Annotated in this window: 17 protein-coding genes; 9 read left to right on the top strand and 8 right to left on the bottom strand. The window is 72.7% G+C overall.

All coding sequences use genetic code 11. From position 1 onward, the window contains the following. Positions 1-81 precede the first annotated feature (81 nt). Both lipA and QWY28_RS14100 read left to right on the top strand, forming a co-directional pair. Positions 82-1,026: a lipoyl synthase gene (lipA, locus tag QWY28_RS14105; protein WP_300953193.1), complete on the top strand. Its 945-nt coding sequence runs from the start codon at positions 82-84 to the stop codon at positions 1,024-1,026. A 51-nt stretch (positions 1,027-1,077) separates the two neighbouring features. Continuing rightward, on the top strand, positions 1,078-1,824 hold the full coding sequence (locus QWY28_RS14100) for a DUF4191 domain-containing protein (protein WP_300953192.1): 747 nt from the start codon (positions 1,078-1,080) through the stop codon (positions 1,822-1,824). 109 nt (positions 1,825-1,933) lie between these two features. Here the strand turns inward: QWY28_RS14100 and QWY28_RS14095 are convergent, their stop codons facing one another. Together QWY28_RS14095 and QWY28_RS14090 are read right to left on the bottom strand one after the other, a co-directional pair. Continuing rightward, complete coding sequence (locus QWY28_RS14095) at positions 1,934-2,851, bottom strand: SCO4651 family lipoprotein (protein ID WP_300953191.1); 918 nt, start codon at positions 2,849-2,851, stop codon at positions 1,934-1,936. A gap of 83 nt (positions 2,852-2,934) precedes the next feature. Further along, positions 2,935-3,354 carry an RDD family protein gene (locus QWY28_RS14090; RefSeq protein WP_300953190.1) on the bottom strand — a complete coding sequence of 140 codons (420 nt, stop codon included), beginning with the start codon at positions 3,352-3,354 and terminating at the stop codon, positions 2,935-2,937. 194 nt (positions 3,355-3,548) lie between these two features. Here QWY28_RS14090 and glnA point away from each other — a divergent pair, with 194 nt between their 5' ends. Beyond that, the gene (glnA, locus tag QWY28_RS14085) at positions 3,549-4,970 is read left to right on the top strand and encodes a type I glutamate--ammonia ligase (protein ID WP_300953189.1); all 1,422 of its coding nucleotides are present in this window, start codon (positions 3,549-3,551) and stop codon (positions 4,968-4,970) included. Positions 4,971-5,184: 214 nt separating this feature from the next. Next, positions 5,185-6,828, top strand: coding sequence for a sensor histidine kinase (locus QWY28_RS14080; RefSeq protein WP_300953188.1), 1,644 nt, complete (start codon positions 5,185-5,187; stop codon positions 6,826-6,828). 439 nt (positions 6,829-7,267) lie between these two features. Here the strand turns inward: QWY28_RS14080 and QWY28_RS14075 are convergent, their stop codons facing one another. Continuing rightward, on the bottom strand, positions 7,268-7,651 hold the full coding sequence (locus QWY28_RS14075) for a MerR family transcriptional regulator (RefSeq protein WP_300953187.1): 384 nt from the start codon (positions 7,649-7,651) through the stop codon (positions 7,268-7,270). 79 nt (positions 7,652-7,730) lie between these two features. On the opposite strand from QWY28_RS14075, the gene QWY28_RS14070 reads away from it, so the two are divergent. Then, positions 7,731-8,828, top strand: coding sequence for an alkene reductase (locus QWY28_RS14070; RefSeq protein WP_300953186.1), 1,098 nt, complete (start codon positions 7,731-7,733; stop codon positions 8,826-8,828). Between the two features lie 27 nt (positions 8,829-8,855). Here the strand turns inward: QWY28_RS14070 and QWY28_RS14065 are convergent, their stop codons facing one another. Then, positions 8,856-9,221 (bottom strand): DUF1330 domain-containing protein, encoded by a 366-nt coding sequence (locus QWY28_RS14065; protein WP_300953185.1) that lies wholly within the window; start codon positions 9,219-9,221, stop codon positions 8,856-8,858. Between the two features lie 262 nt (positions 9,222-9,483). Here QWY28_RS14065 and QWY28_RS14060 point away from each other — a divergent pair, with 262 nt between their 5' ends. Further along, positions 9,484-9,771: a hypothetical protein gene (locus QWY28_RS14060; RefSeq protein WP_300953184.1), complete on the top strand. Its 288-nt coding sequence runs from the start codon at positions 9,484-9,486 to the stop codon at positions 9,769-9,771. 250 nt (positions 9,772-10,021) lie between these two features. Here QWY28_RS14060 and QWY28_RS14055 read toward each other — a convergent pair whose 3' ends face one another. Beyond that, positions 10,022-10,378 carry a winged helix-turn-helix transcriptional regulator gene (locus QWY28_RS14055; RefSeq protein ID WP_300953183.1) on the bottom strand — a complete coding sequence of 119 codons (357 nt, stop codon included), beginning with the start codon at positions 10,376-10,378 and terminating at the stop codon, positions 10,022-10,024. 64 nt (positions 10,379-10,442) lie between these two features. On the opposite strand from QWY28_RS14055, the gene QWY28_RS14050 reads away from it, so the two are divergent. Further along, positions 10,443-12,689 (top strand): LLM class flavin-dependent oxidoreductase, encoded by a 2,247-nt coding sequence (locus QWY28_RS14050; protein WP_300953182.1) that lies wholly within the window; start codon positions 10,443-10,445, stop codon positions 12,687-12,689. A 150-nt stretch (positions 12,690-12,839) separates the two neighbouring features. Beyond that, complete coding sequence (locus tag QWY28_RS14045) at positions 12,840-13,430, top strand: hypothetical protein (protein ID WP_300953181.1); 591 nt, start codon at positions 12,840-12,842, stop codon at positions 13,428-13,430. 86 nt (positions 13,431-13,516) lie between these two features. On the opposite strand, the gene dmpG is transcribed toward QWY28_RS14045, so the two are convergent. Genes dmpG through QWY28_RS14030 form a run of 3 tightly spaced genes read right to left on the bottom strand, consistent with a single transcriptional unit; the run spans position 13,517 to position 16,299 of the window. After that, positions 13,517-14,530 carry a 4-hydroxy-2-oxovalerate aldolase gene (gene dmpG, locus QWY28_RS14040; RefSeq protein WP_300953180.1) on the bottom strand — a complete coding sequence of 338 codons (1,014 nt, stop codon included), beginning with the start codon at positions 14,528-14,530 and terminating at the stop codon, positions 13,517-13,519. A gap of 3 nt (positions 14,531-14,533) precedes the next feature. Next, positions 14,534-15,478 carry an acetaldehyde dehydrogenase (acetylating) gene (locus QWY28_RS14035; RefSeq protein ID WP_300953179.1) on the bottom strand — a complete coding sequence of 315 codons (945 nt, stop codon included), beginning with the start codon at positions 15,476-15,478 and terminating at the stop codon, positions 14,534-14,536. Between the two features lie 11 nt (positions 15,479-15,489). Continuing rightward, entirely contained in the window at positions 15,490-16,299 is an 810-nt protein-coding gene (locus tag QWY28_RS14030; protein WP_300953178.1) for a 2-keto-4-pentenoate hydratase, read from the bottom strand. A gap of 70 nt (positions 16,300-16,369) precedes the next feature. Here QWY28_RS14030 and QWY28_RS14025 point away from each other — a divergent pair, with 70 nt between their 5' ends. Beyond that, positions 16,370-17,155 (top strand): IclR family transcriptional regulator, encoded by a 786-nt coding sequence (locus QWY28_RS14025; protein WP_300953177.1) that lies wholly within the window; start codon positions 16,370-16,372, stop codon positions 17,153-17,155. Positions 17,156-17,221: the final 66 nt, after the last annotated feature.

The raw sequence follows: 17,221 nt of genomic DNA, 5'->3' as shown, positions 1-17,221 counted from the left end.
ATCGTGCACCCGCGGCGGGCGCCCTCGCCGGGCTCCCCCGCCGGTACGGGTCCGTGCCGCCCGGCGGCGTACAGTGAAGGAGTGACGCAGGCTCCCGCCCCTGAAGGAAGAAAGCTCCTCCGCCTCGAGGTCCGCAACGCCGAGACCCCGATCGAGCGCAAGCCGGAGTGGATCAAGACCCGGGCGAAGATGGGGCCGGAGTACAAGCACCTCCAGGGCTTGGTGAAGTCCGAGGGACTGCACACCGTGTGCCAGGAGGCCGGCTGCCCCAACATCTTCGAGTGCTGGGAGGACCGCGAGGCGACGTTCCTCATCGGCGGTGACCAGTGCACCCGCCGCTGCGACTTCTGCCAGATCGACACCGGCAAGCCGCAGGCGCTCGACCGCGACGAGCCGCGCCGGGTCGCTGAGTCGGTGCAGACCATGGGCCTGCGGTACGCCACGATCACCGGCGTCGCCCGCGACGACCTGCCCGACGGCGGCGCCTGGCTGTACGCCGAGACCGTGCGCGCGATCCACGAGCTCAACCCCGACACCGGCGTCGAGAACCTCATCCCCGACTTCAACGGCAGGCCCGACCTGCTGACCGAGGTCTTCGAGTCCCGCCCCGAGGTGCTCGCCCACAACGTGGAGACCGTGCCGCGGATCTTCAAGAGGATCCGCCCCGCGTTCCGCTACGAGCGCTCCCTCGACGTCATCACCCAGGCCCGCGACTTCGGCCTGGTCACCAAGTCCAACCTCATCCTCGGCATGGGCGAGACCCGCGAGGAGGTCAGCCAGGCGCTGCGCGACCTGCACCAGGCCGGGTGCGAGCTGATCACCATCACCCAGTACCTCCGCCCCTCGGTGCGCCACCACCCCGTGGAGCGCTGGGTCAAGCCCGAGGAGTTCGTGGAGCTGGCCGCCGAGGCCGAGGAGATCGGCTTCTCCGGCGTCCTCTCGGGCCCGCTGGTGCGTTCGTCCTACCGCGCCGGGCGGCTGTACCGTCGGGCCATGGACGCCCGCGCGGGCGTCGCCACCGCCTGACCGGCGGTCCCGCTCACCTCGGCACGACAGCAAAGGGCACGAACGACCCCCATGGCCAAGGACGCCTCCAAGAAGACCGCCGCAACGACCTCGGCCCCCGCCTCGGCCGCCGACATGAACCGTCGGCAGCAGCTGGTCGAGACCTACAAGATGACCCGCCGCAACGACAAGCGGGTGGGCCTCTACACCTTCGGCGCCGCGCTCGTCGCGGGCTTCCTCGGGTTCCTGGTCTTCTGGCTGCTGCCCGGCGAGGGCATCATCGGCTGGGCCCTCGCCGTCGTCGGCTCCCTGCTGGCCGGCTCCCTGGCCGCGATGATCGTCTTCGGCCGGCGCGCCCAGAACGCCGCCTACCAGCAGATGGAGGGCCAGCCCGGGGCCGCGGCCGCCGCCCTGCGCATGCTCCGCCGGGGCTGGAAGGCCGACCCGGTCATCGCGTTCAACAAGAACCAGGACGTCGTCCACCGCGTGGTCGGCCCTCCGGGCATCGTGCTCGTCGGCGAGGGCTCGAGCCCCAACCGGATCAAGCAGCTGCTCGTCACCGAGCACCGCAAGCACGAGCGCGTCGCCGCCGACGTGCCGATCCACGAGGTCGTCTGCGGCAACGGCGAGGGCCAGGTGCCGCTGCCGAAGCTGGTGCGCCACGTGCAGAAGCTCGGCCGCCAGGTCAAGCCCGCCGAGATGACCGACGTGCTCAGCCGGCTCAAGGCGCTCGACGCCACCCGCTCGAACATCCCGCTGCCGAAGGGCCCCGTCCCCACCTCGATGAAGGGGATGCGCGGCAACCTGCGCGGTCGCTGACCCGCATCCCCCCAGCTGCCCGTACGACGGACACGCCCCCGGCCGATCGGCCGGGGGCGTGCCTGTTCCTGCGTGCGGGTGCTGTGCCTTCCTGGTGTCCTGCCGGTGCTCAGGCGGCCGGGGTGGGCTGCATCTGCTGCATCATCTGGCTCGGGTCGGGCATGTCGGTGACCTGGTCGGTCGGCGGCGCCTCGATCGTCACGTCGGTGCCCCAGTCGTCCACGGTCATCTCGGTGGTCGTGGTCTGCCCCATCACCGGCAGCTCCATGACCATCTGGCCGAACCGGCCCTCCTCGTCGAGCCACACGTCGTACGAGATGGTCTTCGGCATGCCCTGCAGCGCCTGCTTCGGCAGCTCGGCGCCGAGGCTCTCCAGCGACGCGCTGAGGTCCACGGTCATCTCGAAGTGGTCGAGGTCGCGGCCGTCGACGTCCTCCTCGCCGACGTACGTCACCTGCTGGATGCCGTCCTCCATCGCCTGCAGCGAGGAGAGCGGGTCGCTCTGCTTGAGCAGCTGGTCCATGCCCAGTCCGGCCAGGGGGCCGTTCGGGTCGGAGGGGTCGATCTTCCAGTACTTGCCGCCGCTGAGCTGGCCCAGCGAGACGTAGCTGATGCCGTCGACGGAGATGACCTCGGTCTCGGGGCCACCGCCGGGGATGGTGGTCGTCATCGAGATCGACGGCGGGCTGGTCGTGTAGTCGACGACGCCCTCGCTGGTCGACTGCTGGCCGCCGAAGGACGACGTGGTGGTCATCCGCGCGGTCGTGGACGCCTCCACGCCGGCGGCGATGATGTCGACGAACTGCGAGGCCGGGACGTCCTGGCCCTCCTCGAGGTCGGTGGCCTCGGCGGCGTCGTCGGCCTCCTCCTCGGTCGGGTCGGCCTCGGCGGTGGCGCTGGTCGTCGTGGCGGGGTCGCTCGCCTCGTCGCTGTCGCCGTCACCGCCGCACGCGACGAGCGCGGTCGACAGGAGCGGCGCCACCGCGATGGCGGCGAGGAGGCGGCGGGTGCGGAGCGGACGGGTCACGTCGTGCCTTTCGGGTTCGCGGTGCTGACTCCCCCAGCATGTCCCGCGGCCCCGGCCGGCCAAACCTGCGGCGCGGGCCCGGCTCAGCGGCCGAGCGAGCGGTAGACCTGCAGCGTGACGGTCGCGGTGCCGGCCAGGACGTCGTGCAGGCCGCGGCCGTCGGGTCGGTAGACGAGCGGCGGGACGACCAGCGCGATCCCGACCTGGCGGGCCAGCAGCACCAGCGGGTTCAGCGGCCGGGTGCCGAGGTCGGCCCGCACCACGCGCAGCCGCGTGGCGACCTTGCCGAAGCTGCCGCCGACCAGCCAGGTGAGGACGGCCGACTCCACGACGTACACCGCCAGGACGTACGCCGGCGCGGGACTGCCGGTCTCGGTGTAGGCGTCGAGCCCGATGAAGGCGATGACGACGAGGGTCGAGGCCAGCCAGTCGACCGCGAGCGCGGCGATGCGGCGGGCCCACGAGGCCGTCTCGAAGCGGGGGCCGGGGGCTGCCGTCGTCACGGACGAGAGCCTAGGCGGGCGCTGCGGAGGGCTGGACGAGGGGACACCTGTTACACGCCTGAAACAATGCGGATATGGTCGAGAAACCGCCCCCGGAGAGGGTGGCGGCAGTCGTCCGGTGCAGAGCCGCCCCGGCCGGCACGACCCGAGAGATTTCGCCGGCTCGCGGCCCAGTCGCAGCCACAGGAGGACGAATGTTCCAGAACAGCGACGAGCTGCTCAAGTACATCAAGGACGAGGGCGTCGAGATGGTCGACGTCCGCTTCTGTGACCTGCCGGGAGTGATGCAGCACTTCACCGTGCCGGTCTCGTCGTTCGACCAGAGCGTCTTCGAGGACGGCCTCGGCTTCGACGGCTCCTCCATCCGCGGGTTCCAGGCGATCAACGAGTCCGACATGTCGCTGTTCCCGGACCCGACGACGGCGTACATCGACCCCTTCCGCAAGTCGAAGACGCTGAACCTGAACTTCTTCATCCACGACCCGATCACGGGCGAGGCCTACTCCCGCGACCCGCGCAACATCGCGCGCAAGGCGCTGGCCTACCTCGAGACCACGGGCGTCGCCGACACCGCGTTCTTCGCGCCGGAGGCGGAGTTCTACATCTTCGACAACGTCCGGTACTCCACCGGCGTCAACGAGGGCTACTACCACATCGACTCCGTCGAGGGCTGGTGGAACTCCGGCAAGGAGGGCGACGACAACCTCGGCTACAAGACCCGCCTCAAGGGCGGCTACTTCCCCGTCGAGCCCTACGACCACTACAGCGACCTGCGCGCGGACATGGTCAAGAACCTCGAGGCCTGCGGCCTCCTCGTCGAGCGGGCCCACCACGAGGTCGGCACGGCCGGCCAGGCGGAGATCAACTACCGCTTCGACACGCTGCTCCGTGCCGCCGACGACGTCATGAAGTTCAAGTACCTCATCAAGAACACCGCCTGGGAGCAGGGCAAGTCGGTCACCTTCATGCCGAAGCCGATCTTCGGCGACAACGGCTCGGGCATGCACGTGCACCAGTCGCTGTGGAAGAACGGCGAGCCGCTGTTCTACGACGAGACCGGGTACGGCGGCCTCTCGGAGATGGCCCGCTGGTACATCGGCGGCATCCTGCGCCACGCCCCGTCGCTGCTGGCCTTCACCAACCCGACGGTGAACTCCTACCACCGTCTCGTCCCCGGCTTCGAGGCCCCGATCTCGCTCGTGTACTCCTCGCGGAACCGCTCCGCGTCGGTGCGCATCCCGATCACCGGCTCGAACCCGAAGGCCAAGCGCATCGAGACCCGGTTCCCCGACCCGTCGGCGAACCCCTACCTCGCGTTCTCCGCGCTCATGCTCGCCGGCCTCGACGGCATCAAGAACAAGATCGAGCCGGCCGCGCCGATCGACAAGGACATCTACGAGCTCCCGCCGGACGAGATGGCCGAGATCGACCAGGTCCCGACCAGCCTCGGTGCGGTCCTCGACGCCCTCGAGGCGGACCACGAGTTCCTCACCGTCGGCAACGTCTTCACGCCCGACCTGATCGAGACCTGGATCGACTACAAGCGCACCCACGAGATCGCGCCCGTGCAGCTGCGTCCGCACCCGCACGAGTTCGAGCTCTACTACGACATCTGATCGTCGGCAGCTGATCGTCGGCGCGCACCGCGCGCGAACCCCGTTCCGTCCACGAGGGCCCCGGCACCGCCGGGGCCCTCGTGGCGTCTGTTGCCTTGGCCACTCGGATGGCGTTCGTCGTGCACGGCGAGCCGGCCGGTGGTCGGATGGTGAGGCGACCCCCGTGCACCCCCGTGCATCCCCGGCACACCCCTCCCCCGAAACGAGTGTCCTCATGGAGCCGTCCCGAGGCTTCTCCTTCAGCGTGCCCGTCGGGCGCCTCGAGTCCGCCTCGCACCTGGCCGCGCTCCGCGAGTCCGGGCTGACCGAGCTCCGCACGGACCCCGTGCTCGACCGGCTCACCCGCCTGGCGGGTCAGAGCACCGGAGCACCGGTCGCGCTCGTCACGGTCGTCGAGCCGACCCGTCAGGTGTTCGCCAGCGCCCAGGGGCTCGCCGGGGCGCTGGAGGAAGCACGACAGACGCCGCTGTCGCACTCCTTCTGCCAGTACGTCGTCGCCAACGACGCTCCGCTCGTCGTCACCGACGCCAGGACGCACCCCGAGCTGGCGCGTCACCCGGGTGTCCTCGAGAACGACGTCATCGCCTACGCCGGGCACCCCGTCCGGCACCCGGACGGAACCGTCATCGGCACCATCTGCGTGGCGGACCCCGCTCCGCACGACTGGACGCCCGGCGACCTGCTGGCGCTCGCCGACCTCGCCGAGATCCTCGAGGCCGACATCGCGCACCGGGTGCGCCGAGCCGCCGCGGAGCGCCTGCAGCACGGCGTGCAGGGGGCGGTCCGCGGCGCCATGGACAACACCAGCACCGCGATCATCGCCGCCGACCGCCACGGGATCGTCACCTTCGTCAACCGGGGTGCCGGCTCGTTGCTCGGGCTCGACCCCGGCCTGCTCACCGACCTGCACCTGGACGACCTCACGCACGCGTGGCACCCGGTCAGCGGACGGGGTACGCCGGACGGCGCCGAGGACTGGCTGCTCACCGACGCGACCGGGGAGCAGCGCGTGGTGTCGGTGCGGCGTACCACCGTCCGCGCCGACGACGGCACCGAAACGGGCACCATGCTCATCTGCGACGACGTGAGCGCACGCCACCGCGCCGAGAAGCTGCTCAAGGACGCCCTGCACAAGCAGGAGGCGATCGTGGAGCAGATGAAGGTGCTCGACCGGGCGCGGCACGAGTTCATCGCGACCGCGAGCCACGAGCTGCGCACGCCGGTCGCCAACATCATCGGTTACACCGAGCTGCTCGCCGACGGCGAGGGCGGCCCCATGACCGACCGCCAGCACTCGCTGCTGGACCGGGTGAGCCGCAACAGCCAGCGGCTGCTCGAGCTCGTCGCGAACCTGCTGACCCTCTCCCAGATCAACGCGAACGAGTACACGCCGGCCTGGCGCACGGTCGACGTCGCCGAGGCGGCCCGGCAGGCGTGGGAGTCCCTCGGCCCGCGTCTGGTCGGGCGGGAGCTCGCGATGCACCTCGACCTGCCGTCGCGGCCGGCGTCGGTCCGCGGGGACGCCGTGGAGATCGAGCGGATCATCGAGAACCTGCTCACCAACGCCACGAAGTACACCCCGGACGGCGAGGGCATCACCCTGAGCGTGCGCCGTGCGTCGGGCGGGGTGCAGGTGGTCGTCCGCGACACCGGCATCGGCATCGGCCGCGACGAGCAGGAGCGGGTCTTCGAGCCGTTCTTCCGAGCCCACGAGGCCCAGCAACGGGCCATCCAGGGATCCGGCCTGGGTCTGACGCTGGTGCAGCAGCTCACCCGGGCCCACGGCGGCACCGTGGAGCTGGTGTCGGCCCCCGGCGTCGGCACCACGGTCACCGTCAGCCTCCCGGTCGACTCCTGACGCCGCCGGCGTCGGCCGCCGGACCGTGGTCGAGGGAGCCCGGCGGTCCTCCGGTGGGCCGGCGTCGCGGGGCCGGCGCGCGCTACAGGCGAGCGACGAGGCGAGCCACCTCCCGGCGCACCAGTCCGGCGACCCCGCCGGGCGACCATGCCGGGACGGGGCGGCCCGGCGGTCGAGCCGCGGCTGACGGGGACAGCTGCCGGCAGCGAGCGAGCTCCTCGGGTGTCGGGCGACGGCCGTGGACCCGGATGAACTGGTGGGTGGCGCACTGGCCATCGAGACCGGCGAGCGGAAGGGGCTGGGATCGGCGCATGGTCGAGCACCTCTGCGACAACGGGTCGGTGACGCCGCTTGCTGAGCGTCGTCCCGCACCGGTGCTCCCACCTCGCGGATCCAGCCGCACCCCAACGGGTGACGCACCGGACCGGGACCCCGCCGTTCAGGTCGTCGCGCCGGCCCCGTCGGCCTCCAGCGCACGCCAGCGGCGGTTGATCGCGATGACGTCGTCGAGGGCGCGCAGCGTCGCGGTCAGCTCGGCGATGTGGGCCTCGAGCCGCTCGCGCTCGGCGAGCATCCGGGCGAACGCCACGTCGCTGGTCTCGAGGCTCGGCGCGTGGACGCACGGCATCAGCTCGGTGATCACCCGGCTGGTGAGGCCGGCGGCGTACAGCTTCCGCAGCAGCGCCACCCGCTCGACCGCGTCCTCGTCGTAGTGGCGCTGACCCGACGCGCTGCGCTCGGAGGTCAGCAGCCCCTGCTCCTCGTAGTAGCGAAGCGACCGGACGCTCGCCCCCGACCGCTCGGCCAGCTCGCCGATCCTCATCCGCACCCCTCGTGAACCGGCTCACACCGACGGTCGTCGACTTGCCTCTGACGTCAATGGTAGGTCCTACCGTCGCGGCATGACCACCTCGCTCTTCGACACCCACCAGCTCGGCAAGCTCCTCCTCCCGAACCGGGTCGTGATGGCACCGATGTCGCGCATCCGCGGCACCGCCGACGGGTACGCCACCGACCTGATGGCGACGTACTTCGCCCAGCGCGCCACCGCCGGGCTCCTCATCTCCGACGCCATCCAGCCCAACCGCGTCGGCACCGCCAACCCCGGCGCGGCCGGTCTGCGCACCGATGCGGAGGCCGCGTCCTGGCGGCCGGTCACCGATGCCGTGCACACCAACGGCGGGAGGATCTTCGCCCAGCTGATGCACGGCGGGCGGGTCGGGCACGAGTCCGTCAGCGGCCTGCAGCCGGTCGGCCCCTCCGCCGTGGCCGTCGACGCCACGGTCTTCACCCCCGCCGGGCCCCAGTCCGCGCCGGTGCCCCGCGCCCTGGAGACCGCCGAGGTCCCCGAGCAGGCCAGGTCGTACGCCGAGGCGGCCTCCCGCGCCGTCGACGCGGGCTTCGACGGCGTCGAGCTCCACGGCGCCAACGGCTACCTCATCGGCCAGTTCCTGTCGTCCAACGCCAACCTGCGCACCGACTCCTACGGCGGCTCGATCCGCAACCGCATCCGCTTCGCGGTCGAGGCCGTCGAGGCCACCGCCGACGCGATCGGCGCCGACCGGACCGGCATCCGCCTCTCCCCCGGCGCCGGACTCTGGGGCGTCGTCGAGGAGGACGTGCCCGCCGTCTACGGCGCCCTGCTCGACGAGCTCGACCGCCTGGACCTGGCCTACGTCCACCTCGAGGCCACCACCGACGAGCCCACCATGGTCGGTCTGCGCCGGCGCTGGAGCGGCACCTTCATGGTCAACCCAAGCACCTGGCTGCAGCGCGGCGAGTCCCCCTACGGCCCCGTGCCCACCAACCGCGAGTCCGCCGAGCACTGGCTCGGCCTCGGCGCCGACCTGGTCAGCTTCGGCCGCGCCTACCTGGCCAACCCCGACCTCGTCGAGCGGCTCCGCCTCCGCCTGCCGCTCGCCGAGGCCGACCCCGCGACCTTCTACGGCGGCGGCAGCGCGGGCTACCTCGACTACCCCGGCTACCGGCACACCGCCTGAGCCGCGGGCGCGGGCGCCCGACGGCCGTCAGGTCCAGGGAACGGTGGCCTGGAGGACGGCCTCCGTCAGCGCGGCGGTGCGCAACGCGGTGACCTCCTGGTACTCCGGGTCGGCGACCATCTTGCTGAACGCCTGGCGCGAGGGGTAGCGCACGAGGAGCACGGCGTCCCAGTCCTGGCCGTGCTCGGCGACGAGCGAGGTCGACCCGTCGCCGGCGTACAGCACCTCGGCGCCGTACCGGGGCAGGAACGTCTCCTCGAGGGCGCGGGCGTACTGCTCGTAGGACGCGCGCCCGTCCTCGGCGAAGCGCAGGAGGTTCAGCATCACCACCGGACCTCCGGGGTCCTCCTGCAGGTATCGCTTGAGGTCCGAGCCGCGCGGGTTGATCGCCATGCCGCGATCCTGCCACCCGGGCGCCGACAGCCGGCGGACCAGGACGCCTGCGTCACACGGACCCTCAGCCACCTGCAGCGACCCGGGCCGTCGCCGCAGACGACCGTGTCGAGCAACTACACCCGAACGGGTGTGGCTGGGCCGATCGGCAAGGGGCATTGGACGAGAAGCCGCGCCTGCGCGGCTTCCCCCGAGTGCCCGCCGCCCGCTGAACGTGCATGGGGTCAGCGGACCGAGGCACACCCTGAAGGAGCACACACGCATGTCTGCACACCACGACCACGATGTCGTCCACCCGACCCGCCGCCGGATCAGCACCGAGACCAAGGCGTCGGTCAAGACGACGGAGCTCATCGCCTACGTCGTCGTCGTGATCGGCGTGCTGATCGCGTCCGCCGTCACCGACACCTCGGACTTCGGCACGCAGGAGGCGTGGTTCTACGTCACGCTGCTGACGATCGGCTACATGGTCAGCCGCGGTCTCGCGAAGTCCGGCAGCCGCGACTTCTACGACGACGACCAGACCGACCGGAGCGCCCGCCAGGCCTGACCGCCTCAGCTCCACTCGACCGCCCCCGACGCGCCTCGCGTCGGGGGCGGTCCCATTTCCACCCATCCGGCCGGGCGCCGCCTCCGAACTGCTCTCGGCGCCCGTGCAGGGACCGCTCGTCGGGGATGCGACTCCCGCCGGCGCCGGGTGCAGCCCTCAGCGCCATGCACGCGACCGGGGGCTGCACCGACCCTCCGGGCATCGACCGCGAGCACCGCCGGCGGCGACGGTGGCCAGGGTCCGCTCCCTGTCAGGCTTCCCAGCGCAGGTGGTAGGCGACGAGCGGCTGGATGGCCCCGAGCAGGTCGCGGCCGCGAGGCGTCAGGCGGTAGCGGACCGAGACCGGCGTGGTCGGGATGACCTCGCGCTCCACGACGCCGTGCTCCTCGAGCTCCCGGAGCCGGGCGGTGAGCAGCCGCGCGGACAGGCCGTCGACGGCCGCCTGGATCTCACCGAACCGGGAGGCACCCCGGCCGATCGCGAGCATGATGGCGCCCGTCCAGCGGCGACCGACGAACTCCAGGCCGACGGTCGCCTCGCGACAGGTGGCGTCGTCGATGACCTCGTGCCGAGCCTGACGAGCGGGGCGGGCGTCATGGGTGGTCACTTACTCATCGTAACCTGCTTACTCACGGTTGGCACGCGGCCACCGACCGGCGGATGCTGGAGGCATGCCCGACTACGGCCACCCCCTGCGCTTCGGATCCTTCATCACGCCGTCGGCCGCCTCGCCCCAGCGGCCGGTCGCCCTCACGGCCCTCAGCGAGGAGCTCGGCCTGGACCTCGCGACGTTCCAGGACCATCCCTACCAGCCGTCGTTCCTCGACACCTGGACGCTGATGTCGTACGCCGCCGCGCGCACGGAGCGGATCCACCTGGCCGGCAACGTGCTCAACCTGCCCCTGCGCCCGCCGGCCGTCCTCGCGAAGGCGGTGGCCAGCCTCGACCTGCTCTCGGGCGGCCGCGTCGCGCTCGGGCTCGGCGCCGGGGGGTTCTGGGACGCGATCGAGGCCTACGGCGGCACCCGCCTGCAGCCCGGTGAGGCCGTCGACGCGCTGGACGAGGCGATCGCGATCATCCGTGGTGTCTGGGACGCCTCCGACCGGTCGCTGCTCGCCGTCGACGGCGACCACCACCGCGTCCACGGGGCCAAGCGCGGTCCCGCCCCCGCCCACGAGGTGCCGATCTGGCTCGGGGCGCTCAAGCCGCGGATGCTCCGCCTCGTCGGCCGGGCGGCCGACGGGTGGCTGCCCTCGTTGCCCTACCTCCAGCCGGGCGACCTGCAGCGCGGGATGCGCGTGATCGACGAGGCCGCCCGCGGTGCCGGCCGCGACCCGGCCGAGGTCGTCCGGCTGCTCAACGTCACGCCCGACACCGGCGTCGACGAGCTGGTGCGCCTCGCGGTCGAGGACGGCGTCAGCACCTTCGTCGTGATGGGCGACGACGAGGGCGGGCTGCGCCGCTTCGCCGGCCTGGCCCACGAGGTGCGCGCACGGGTCGCCGAGGCCCGCGAGGGTGCCGGTGTGCCGGAGCGAGGACGGGTGCGCGGCCCGTCGGCGCTCGCGCGGCGGCTCCCGGGGATCGGCTACGACGCGCTGCCCGCGGCCCTCGCCGAGCGTGCGGTCGAGCCGGGCGACCCGGCGTACGGCCGCTACACCTCGAGCTACCTGCGCGGCGGCGCGCCCGGCCTGGTGCTGCGGCCGCGGTCCGTCGCCGAGGTGCAGGCCGCGGTGGCGGTCGCCCGCGAGCACCGCCACCTGCCGCTCGGCGTCCTCAGCGCGGGTCACGGCATCTCCGGCCGGTCGCTGAACCGGGGCGGGCTCGTGCTCGACGTCAGCGCGCTCGACACCGTCGAGGTGGTCGACGCCGCCACGGGCCGGGTCCGGCTCGGGCCTGGCGCCCGGTGGGTCGACGTCGCCCGCGCGCTCGCGCCCCACGGGCTGGCGATCAGCAGCGGCGACTACGGCGGTGTGGGCGTGGGCGGGCTCGCGACGGCCGGCGGCGTCGGCTGGTTCGCGCGCAGCCACGGGCTCACGATCGACCACCTGACCGCGGTCGAGGTGGTGCTGGCCGACGGCCGGGTGGTGCGCACGAGCGCCGAGGAGGAGCCGGACCTGTTCTGGGCCGTCCGGGGCGCCGGTGCCAACTTCGGCGTCGCGACGTCCTTCGAGCTGACCGCCGCCCGCGTCGGCACCATCGCCTTCGCCCAGCTCGCCTTCGAGGTCGCGGACACGGCCGCCTTCCTGGAGCGCTGGGGACGCGAGCTGGAGGCCGCCGACCGGAGCGTCACCGGCCAGGTGATCCTCGGGGGCGGTCGGGGCGGGGCCCGCACCGCGCAGGCGATGCTGGTGGTCGACGCCGACGAGCCCGACACCGTCGTCGAGCGCCTGCAGCCGATCGCGGAGGTGGCGCCGCTCCTCCAGCAGCAGGTCGTGCTCACCACCTTCGACCAGGTCATGGGCGCGTTCAGCAGCGACGAGCCGCAGCGCGGCCGTGGCGAGCCGCGCTCGCACTCCGGTCTGGCCGACCACCTCTCCCCCGCCCTCGCGGCCGAGGTCGCGGCGCTGCTGGACACCGGCACGTCGCACTTCTTCTCCGTGCGCGCGGTCGGCGGCGCCGTCGCCGACGTGCCGAGCGCCGCCACGGCGTACGCCGGTCGCAGCGCGGCGTTCGCCCTCGCGGGCTTCGGCGCCGGCTCGTCGTTCGACGCCGCCTGGGAGCGGCTCGTCCCCCACCTGTCCGGCAGCTACCTCAGCTTCGAGACCGGCACCGGCCCGCTCTGGCTCGAGCGTGCCTTCCCGCCCGCGCACCTCGCGCGGCTGCGGGAGCTGAAGCGTCGGTACGACCCCAGCGGTCTGTTCCGCGACAACTTCTTCATCGACCCCGCCGTCGACGCCGCGGAGGGTCCGGCCGCCTGACCGTGCAGGACGCCTCACTCGAGGCAGGGAGGTCGGGACCAAAGGCCCGCGCACAGTCGGGACCGCGGACTCTGCACCCGCCCGTCGGCGGACGACAGTCTGGAGACGTCAACCAGACCAGCACCACCGACAGACAAGGAGGTCACCGACATGACCACCATCGCGCACCGCCCGACCCACACCCGTCACGACGTCGCCGAGCGGCCCGAGGGCCCGGTCACGGTGACCACCTTCGCCGCCCGCGCCCTCGCCGTGACCCGCATCGGCTTCGGCCTCACCTTCCTGTGGGCCTTCCTCGACAAGCTCCTGGCGCTCGGCTTCCACACCGGCTACGACCAGGCCGGCCACCTCGACCGCTTCGGCGACGCGGCCTGGATCAACGGCGGCAGCCCCACCGAGGGATTCCTCGCCTTCGGCGCCGACGGCCCCTTCCAGGGCTTCTACAACAGCATCGCCGGCGCATGGTGGGCCGACACCCTCTTCATGGTCGGCCTCCTCGGCATCGGCCTCGCGCTCACCCTCGGCATCGGGATGCGCGTCGCCGCCGCGTCCGGCGCCCTGCTCTACGTGCTGATGTGGACCGTCGTGCTGCCCCCGGAGAACCACCCCTTCCTCGACGAGCACCTCCTCGGCGCCGCCACCCTCGTCGTCCTCGGCGCCCTCGCCGCCGGCGACACCTGGGGCCTCGGCAAGGCCTGGGCCAGCACCGGCCTCGTCGAGAAGCTCCCCGTCCTCCGCTGACACCTCTCGAGCAGCACGAAGCCCCGACCGCACCGCGGTCGGGGCTTCGTGGCGCAGGAAACGGAAGGCCCGCAGCGCAGCCGGCCTCAGGCAGCGGGCTCCTGCAGGGAGAGCGCGATGTCGATGATCATGTCCTCCTGGCCGCCGACGAGCCGGCGACGGCCGCACTCCATCAGGATCTGGCGTACGTCGACGCCGTACCGCTCCGAGGCGGCCTCGGCGTGCCGCAGGAAGCTGGAGTAGACCCCGGCGTACCCGAGGGTGAGCGTCTCGCGGTCGACCCGGACCGGCCGGTCCTGGAGCGGGCGGACGATGTCGTCGGCGGCGTCCTGGAGCGCGAACAGGTCGCAGCCGTGCTCGAAGCCGGACAGGTCCGCGACGGCGATGAACGCCTCGAGCGGGCAGTTGCCCGCGCCGGCGCCGTGGCCGGCGAGCGAGGCGTCGACACGGCGTACCCCGTTCTCGACCGCGACCACGGAGTTGGCGACCGAGAGCGAGAGGTTCTCGTGGGCGTGGATGCCGATCTCGGTGTCGGCGTCGAGCACGTCGCGGTAGGCGCGGACGCGGGCGGCGACGTCGTTCATCGTGAGCCGGCCGCCGGAGTCGGTGACGTAGACGCAGTGCGCCCCGTAGGACTCCATCAGCCGCGCCTGCTGGGCGAGGTCCTCGGGCGAGGACATGTGGGAGAGCATGAGGAAGCCCGAGACGTCCATGCCGAGCTCGCGGGCGGCCGCGATGTGCTGGGCGGACACGTCGGCCTCGGTGCAGTGGGTCGCCACGCGCACCGACCGGACGCCGAGGTCGTGGGCCCGCTTCAGCTCGTGGATCGTGCCGACGCCGGGCAGCAGCAGCGTGGTCAGCCGGGCCCGCTGGAGCACCGAGGCCGCGGCCTCGATCCACTCCCAGTCGGTGTGGGAGCCGGGGCCGTAGTTCACCGACGAGCCGGCGAGGCCGTCGCCGTGCGCGACCTCGATGGCGTCGACACCGGCGGCGTCGAGGGCGGCGACGATCCGCGTGACGTCCTCGGGGGTGATCCGGTGGCGCACGGCGTGCATGCCGTCGCGCAGGGTCACGTCCTGGACGAAGATGGAGGTGGTCATGGGTCAGCTCCCTGCCTTCGAGGCCGCGATCCGCTCGGCCATCTGGAGGGCCGCGGACGTCATGATGTCGAGGTTGCCGGCGTACGCCGGGAGGTAGTGCGCGGCGCCCTCGACCTCGAGGAACACCGAGACCTGGTGGGTCGGGCGGCCGGCGGTCTCGCCGACGAGCGTGCGGACCGGCTGGTCGGCGGGCAGCTCGGTGACCTGCACCTGCTGCTTGAGCCGGTAGCCCGGCACGTACGCCGCCACGTCGGCCACCATCTTCTCCACCGACGCGCGGATCTCGTCGTGCACGGCCGGGTCGGGCGCCTGGACCAGCGCGAAGACCGTGTCGCGCATGATCAGCGGCGGCTCGGCCGGGTTGAGGATGATGATCGCCTTGCCTGCGGCCGCGCCGCCGACCTCGACGATCGCCGCGGAGGTGGTCTCGGTGAACTCGTCGATGTTCGCGCGCGTGCCGGGTCCGGCCGACCTCGAGGCGATGGACGCGACGATCTCGGCGTACGCCACGGGCACGACGCGGGAGACGGCGGCCACGATCGGGATCGTCGCCTGGCCGCCGCAGGTCACCATGTTGACGTTCGGGGCGTCGAGGTGGTCGTCGATGTTGACGGCCGGGACGACGTACGGGCCGATGGCCGCGGGCGTCAGGTCGATCATCCGCTTGCCGAGCGGCTGGAGCAGCGCCGCGTTGTGCTGGTGGGCCTTGGCCGAGGTGGCGTCGAAGACGATCTCGATCTCGTCGAAGCCGGGCAGGTCGACGAGCCCCTGCACGCCCTCGTGGGTGGTGGCGAACCCGAAGCGCTTCGCGCGGGCGAGCCCGTCGGAGTCGGGGTCGATGCCGACCATCGCCCCCATCTCGAGGTGCTTGCTGGTGCGCATCACCTTGATCATCAGGTCGGTGCCGATGTTGCCCGACCCGATGACGGCGACCTTGGTCCTGGTCATGGGAGAAGTCCTCACTGCTCGCTGAAGGTGGCGCTGACGGCGCCGAGGCCGGTGATGGTGGCGGTGACGCGGTCGCCCGGGCCGACCGGCCGCATCGGGCCGAGCGCGCCGGAGAGCACGACCTGGCCGGCGCGCAGCGGCTCGCCGAAGTCGCGGGCCTGCCGCGCCAGCCACACGACCGCCTCGAGCGGGTCGCCGAGGCAGGCCTCGCCGGACCCGGTCGAGACGACCTCGTCGTTGATCGTCATGCTCATGGTGACCTCGCGCGGCTCGACCTGCTCGAGGGTGAGCGGCTCGCTGCCGAGCACGTAGGCGCCGGCCGAGGCGTTGTCGGCGACGGTGTCGGCGAAGCTGATGTCCCAGTCGGCGACGCGGCTGCCGCAGATCTCGAGCGCCGCGACGGCCGACGCGATCGCGCCGCGGACCTGCTCGCGGTCCAGGGGGCCGTCGGCGAGGTCGGCGCCGAGCACGAAGGCGACCTCCGCCTCGACGCGCGGCTGGAGCACGCTCGTGACGGGGACGGTGTCGCCGTCGGCGTACGCCATGTCGTCGAGGAGGACGCCGAAGTCGGGCTGGTCCACCCCGAGCTGGGCCTGCACGGCGGCCGAGGTCAGCCCGATCTTGCGGCCGACGACCCGGGCGCCGGCGGCGACGCGCTCGGCGACCAGCCGCTGCTGGACGGCGTACGCCGCGGCGACGTCGTCGCGGCCGATCAGGTCGCGCACGGGGACACCCGGTACGCCGGAGCGGTCGGCGGTGCGCAGCCGTTCCGCGGCGGCGTCGAGGGCCGCGGTGCTCACGCTGGTGACGGTCTCGGTCATGGCACCACCCTCGGCCCGCGGGGCGTCCGTGGCCCATGCCGGCGTTCCACTCACCGGTACGCTGTCGCGGGTGACCGACCCCGGGCCCGGCGTCGCCCTCGACACCGTGCTCGGCAAGGCGGTCGCCCTGCTGCGCGCGTTCCGCGTCGAGGACACGGTGCTGCCGCTGGCCGAGCTGGTACGCCGCACGGGACTGCCGAAGGGCACCGCCCACCGCGTCGCCGGCGACCTGGTGGAGCACCGGCTGCTGGACAAGACGCCCCACGGCTACCGGCTCTCCGGCGGGCTGTTCGAGCTCGGCATGCGCGCGGCGACCGAGCGCACCCTGCTGGAGCTGGCGATGCCGTTCCTCCAGGACCTCTACGAGCGCACGCACGAGACCGTGCACCTCGGCGTCCAGGAGGGCAGCGAGGTCGTGTACGTCGCCAAGATCGGCGGCCACCGGCAGGCCCGGTCTCCCTCGCGGACCGGCGGGCGGATGCCGATGCACTGCACGGCGATCGGCAAGGTGCTGCTCGCGCACGCGGTCCACGAGGTCCGCGACGACGTGCTCGGCGGCGAGCTCGAGCGGCGTACGCCCCACACGGTGGTCGCACCCGGCCTGCTGCGCCGCCAGCTGTCCAGGGTGCTCGAGACCGGCATCGCCCACGAGCGCGAGGAGTCGACCGTCGGGCTGCTGTGCATCGCAGCGCCCGTCCTCGACCCGGACGGCCGCACCGCGCTCGCGGCGATCAGCGTCACCGGGCCGGTCGGGCGGTTCCGGCCCGATGCGCACGAGACCGCCCTCCGCGCCGCCGCCACCGCCCTGGCCAGCACGCTCGCGCGTCGACGCGGCGGTGCCCTGCGCACCGGTTGACGCTCCCCGAGGCGGCGGCGTCCTCGTGTGCCGGGGTGCGGCATGCCCTCCTTGAGCAACCGGCCC

Origin of the sequence: Nocardioides oceani (genome assembly GCF_030412965.1) — a bacterium.
Lineage (GTDB): Bacteria > Actinomycetota > Actinomycetes > Propionibacteriales > Nocardioidaceae > Nocardioides > Nocardioides oceani.
This window is presented reverse-complemented; position numbering and strand designations above follow the sequence as displayed.

Coding starts and splice junctions, on each gene's coding strand:
- QWY28_RS14030 (WP_300953178.1), bottom strand. CDS start 16,299: ATGACCGAGACCGTCACCAGCGTGAGCACCGCGGCCCTCGACGCCGCC.
- QWY28_RS14060 (WP_300953184.1), top strand. CDS start 9,484: ATGTCTGCACACCACGACCACGATGTCGTCCACCCGACCCGCCGCCGG.
- QWY28_RS14050 (WP_300953182.1), top strand. CDS start 10,443: ATGCCCGACTACGGCCACCCCCTGCGCTTCGGATCCTTCATCACGCCG.
- glnA (WP_300953189.1), top strand. CDS start 3,549: ATGTTCCAGAACAGCGACGAGCTGCTCAAGTACATCAAGGACGAGGGC.
- dmpG (WP_300953180.1), bottom strand. CDS start 14,530: ATGACCACCTCCATCTTCGTCCAGGACGTGACCCTGCGCGACGGCATG.
- QWY28_RS14070 (WP_300953186.1), top strand. CDS start 7,731: ATGACCACCTCGCTCTTCGACACCCACCAGCTCGGCAAGCTCCTCCTC.
- QWY28_RS14075 (WP_300953187.1), bottom strand. CDS start 7,651: ATGAGGATCGGCGAGCTGGCCGAGCGGTCGGGGGCGAGCGTCCGGTCG.
- QWY28_RS14045 (WP_300953181.1), top strand. CDS start 12,840: ATGACCACCATCGCGCACCGCCCGACCCACACCCGTCACGACGTCGCC.
- QWY28_RS14065 (WP_300953185.1), bottom strand. CDS start 9,221: ATGGCGATCAACCCGCGCGGCTCGGACCTCAAGCGATACCTGCAGGAG.
- QWY28_RS14100 (WP_300953192.1), top strand. CDS start 1,078: ATGGCCAAGGACGCCTCCAAGAAGACCGCCGCAACGACCTCGGCCCCC.
- QWY28_RS14035 (WP_300953179.1), bottom strand. CDS start 15,478: ATGACCAGGACCAAGGTCGCCGTCATCGGGTCGGGCAACATCGGCACC.
- QWY28_RS14080 (WP_300953188.1), top strand. CDS start 5,185: ATGGAGCCGTCCCGAGGCTTCTCCTTCAGCGTGCCCGTCGGGCGCCTC.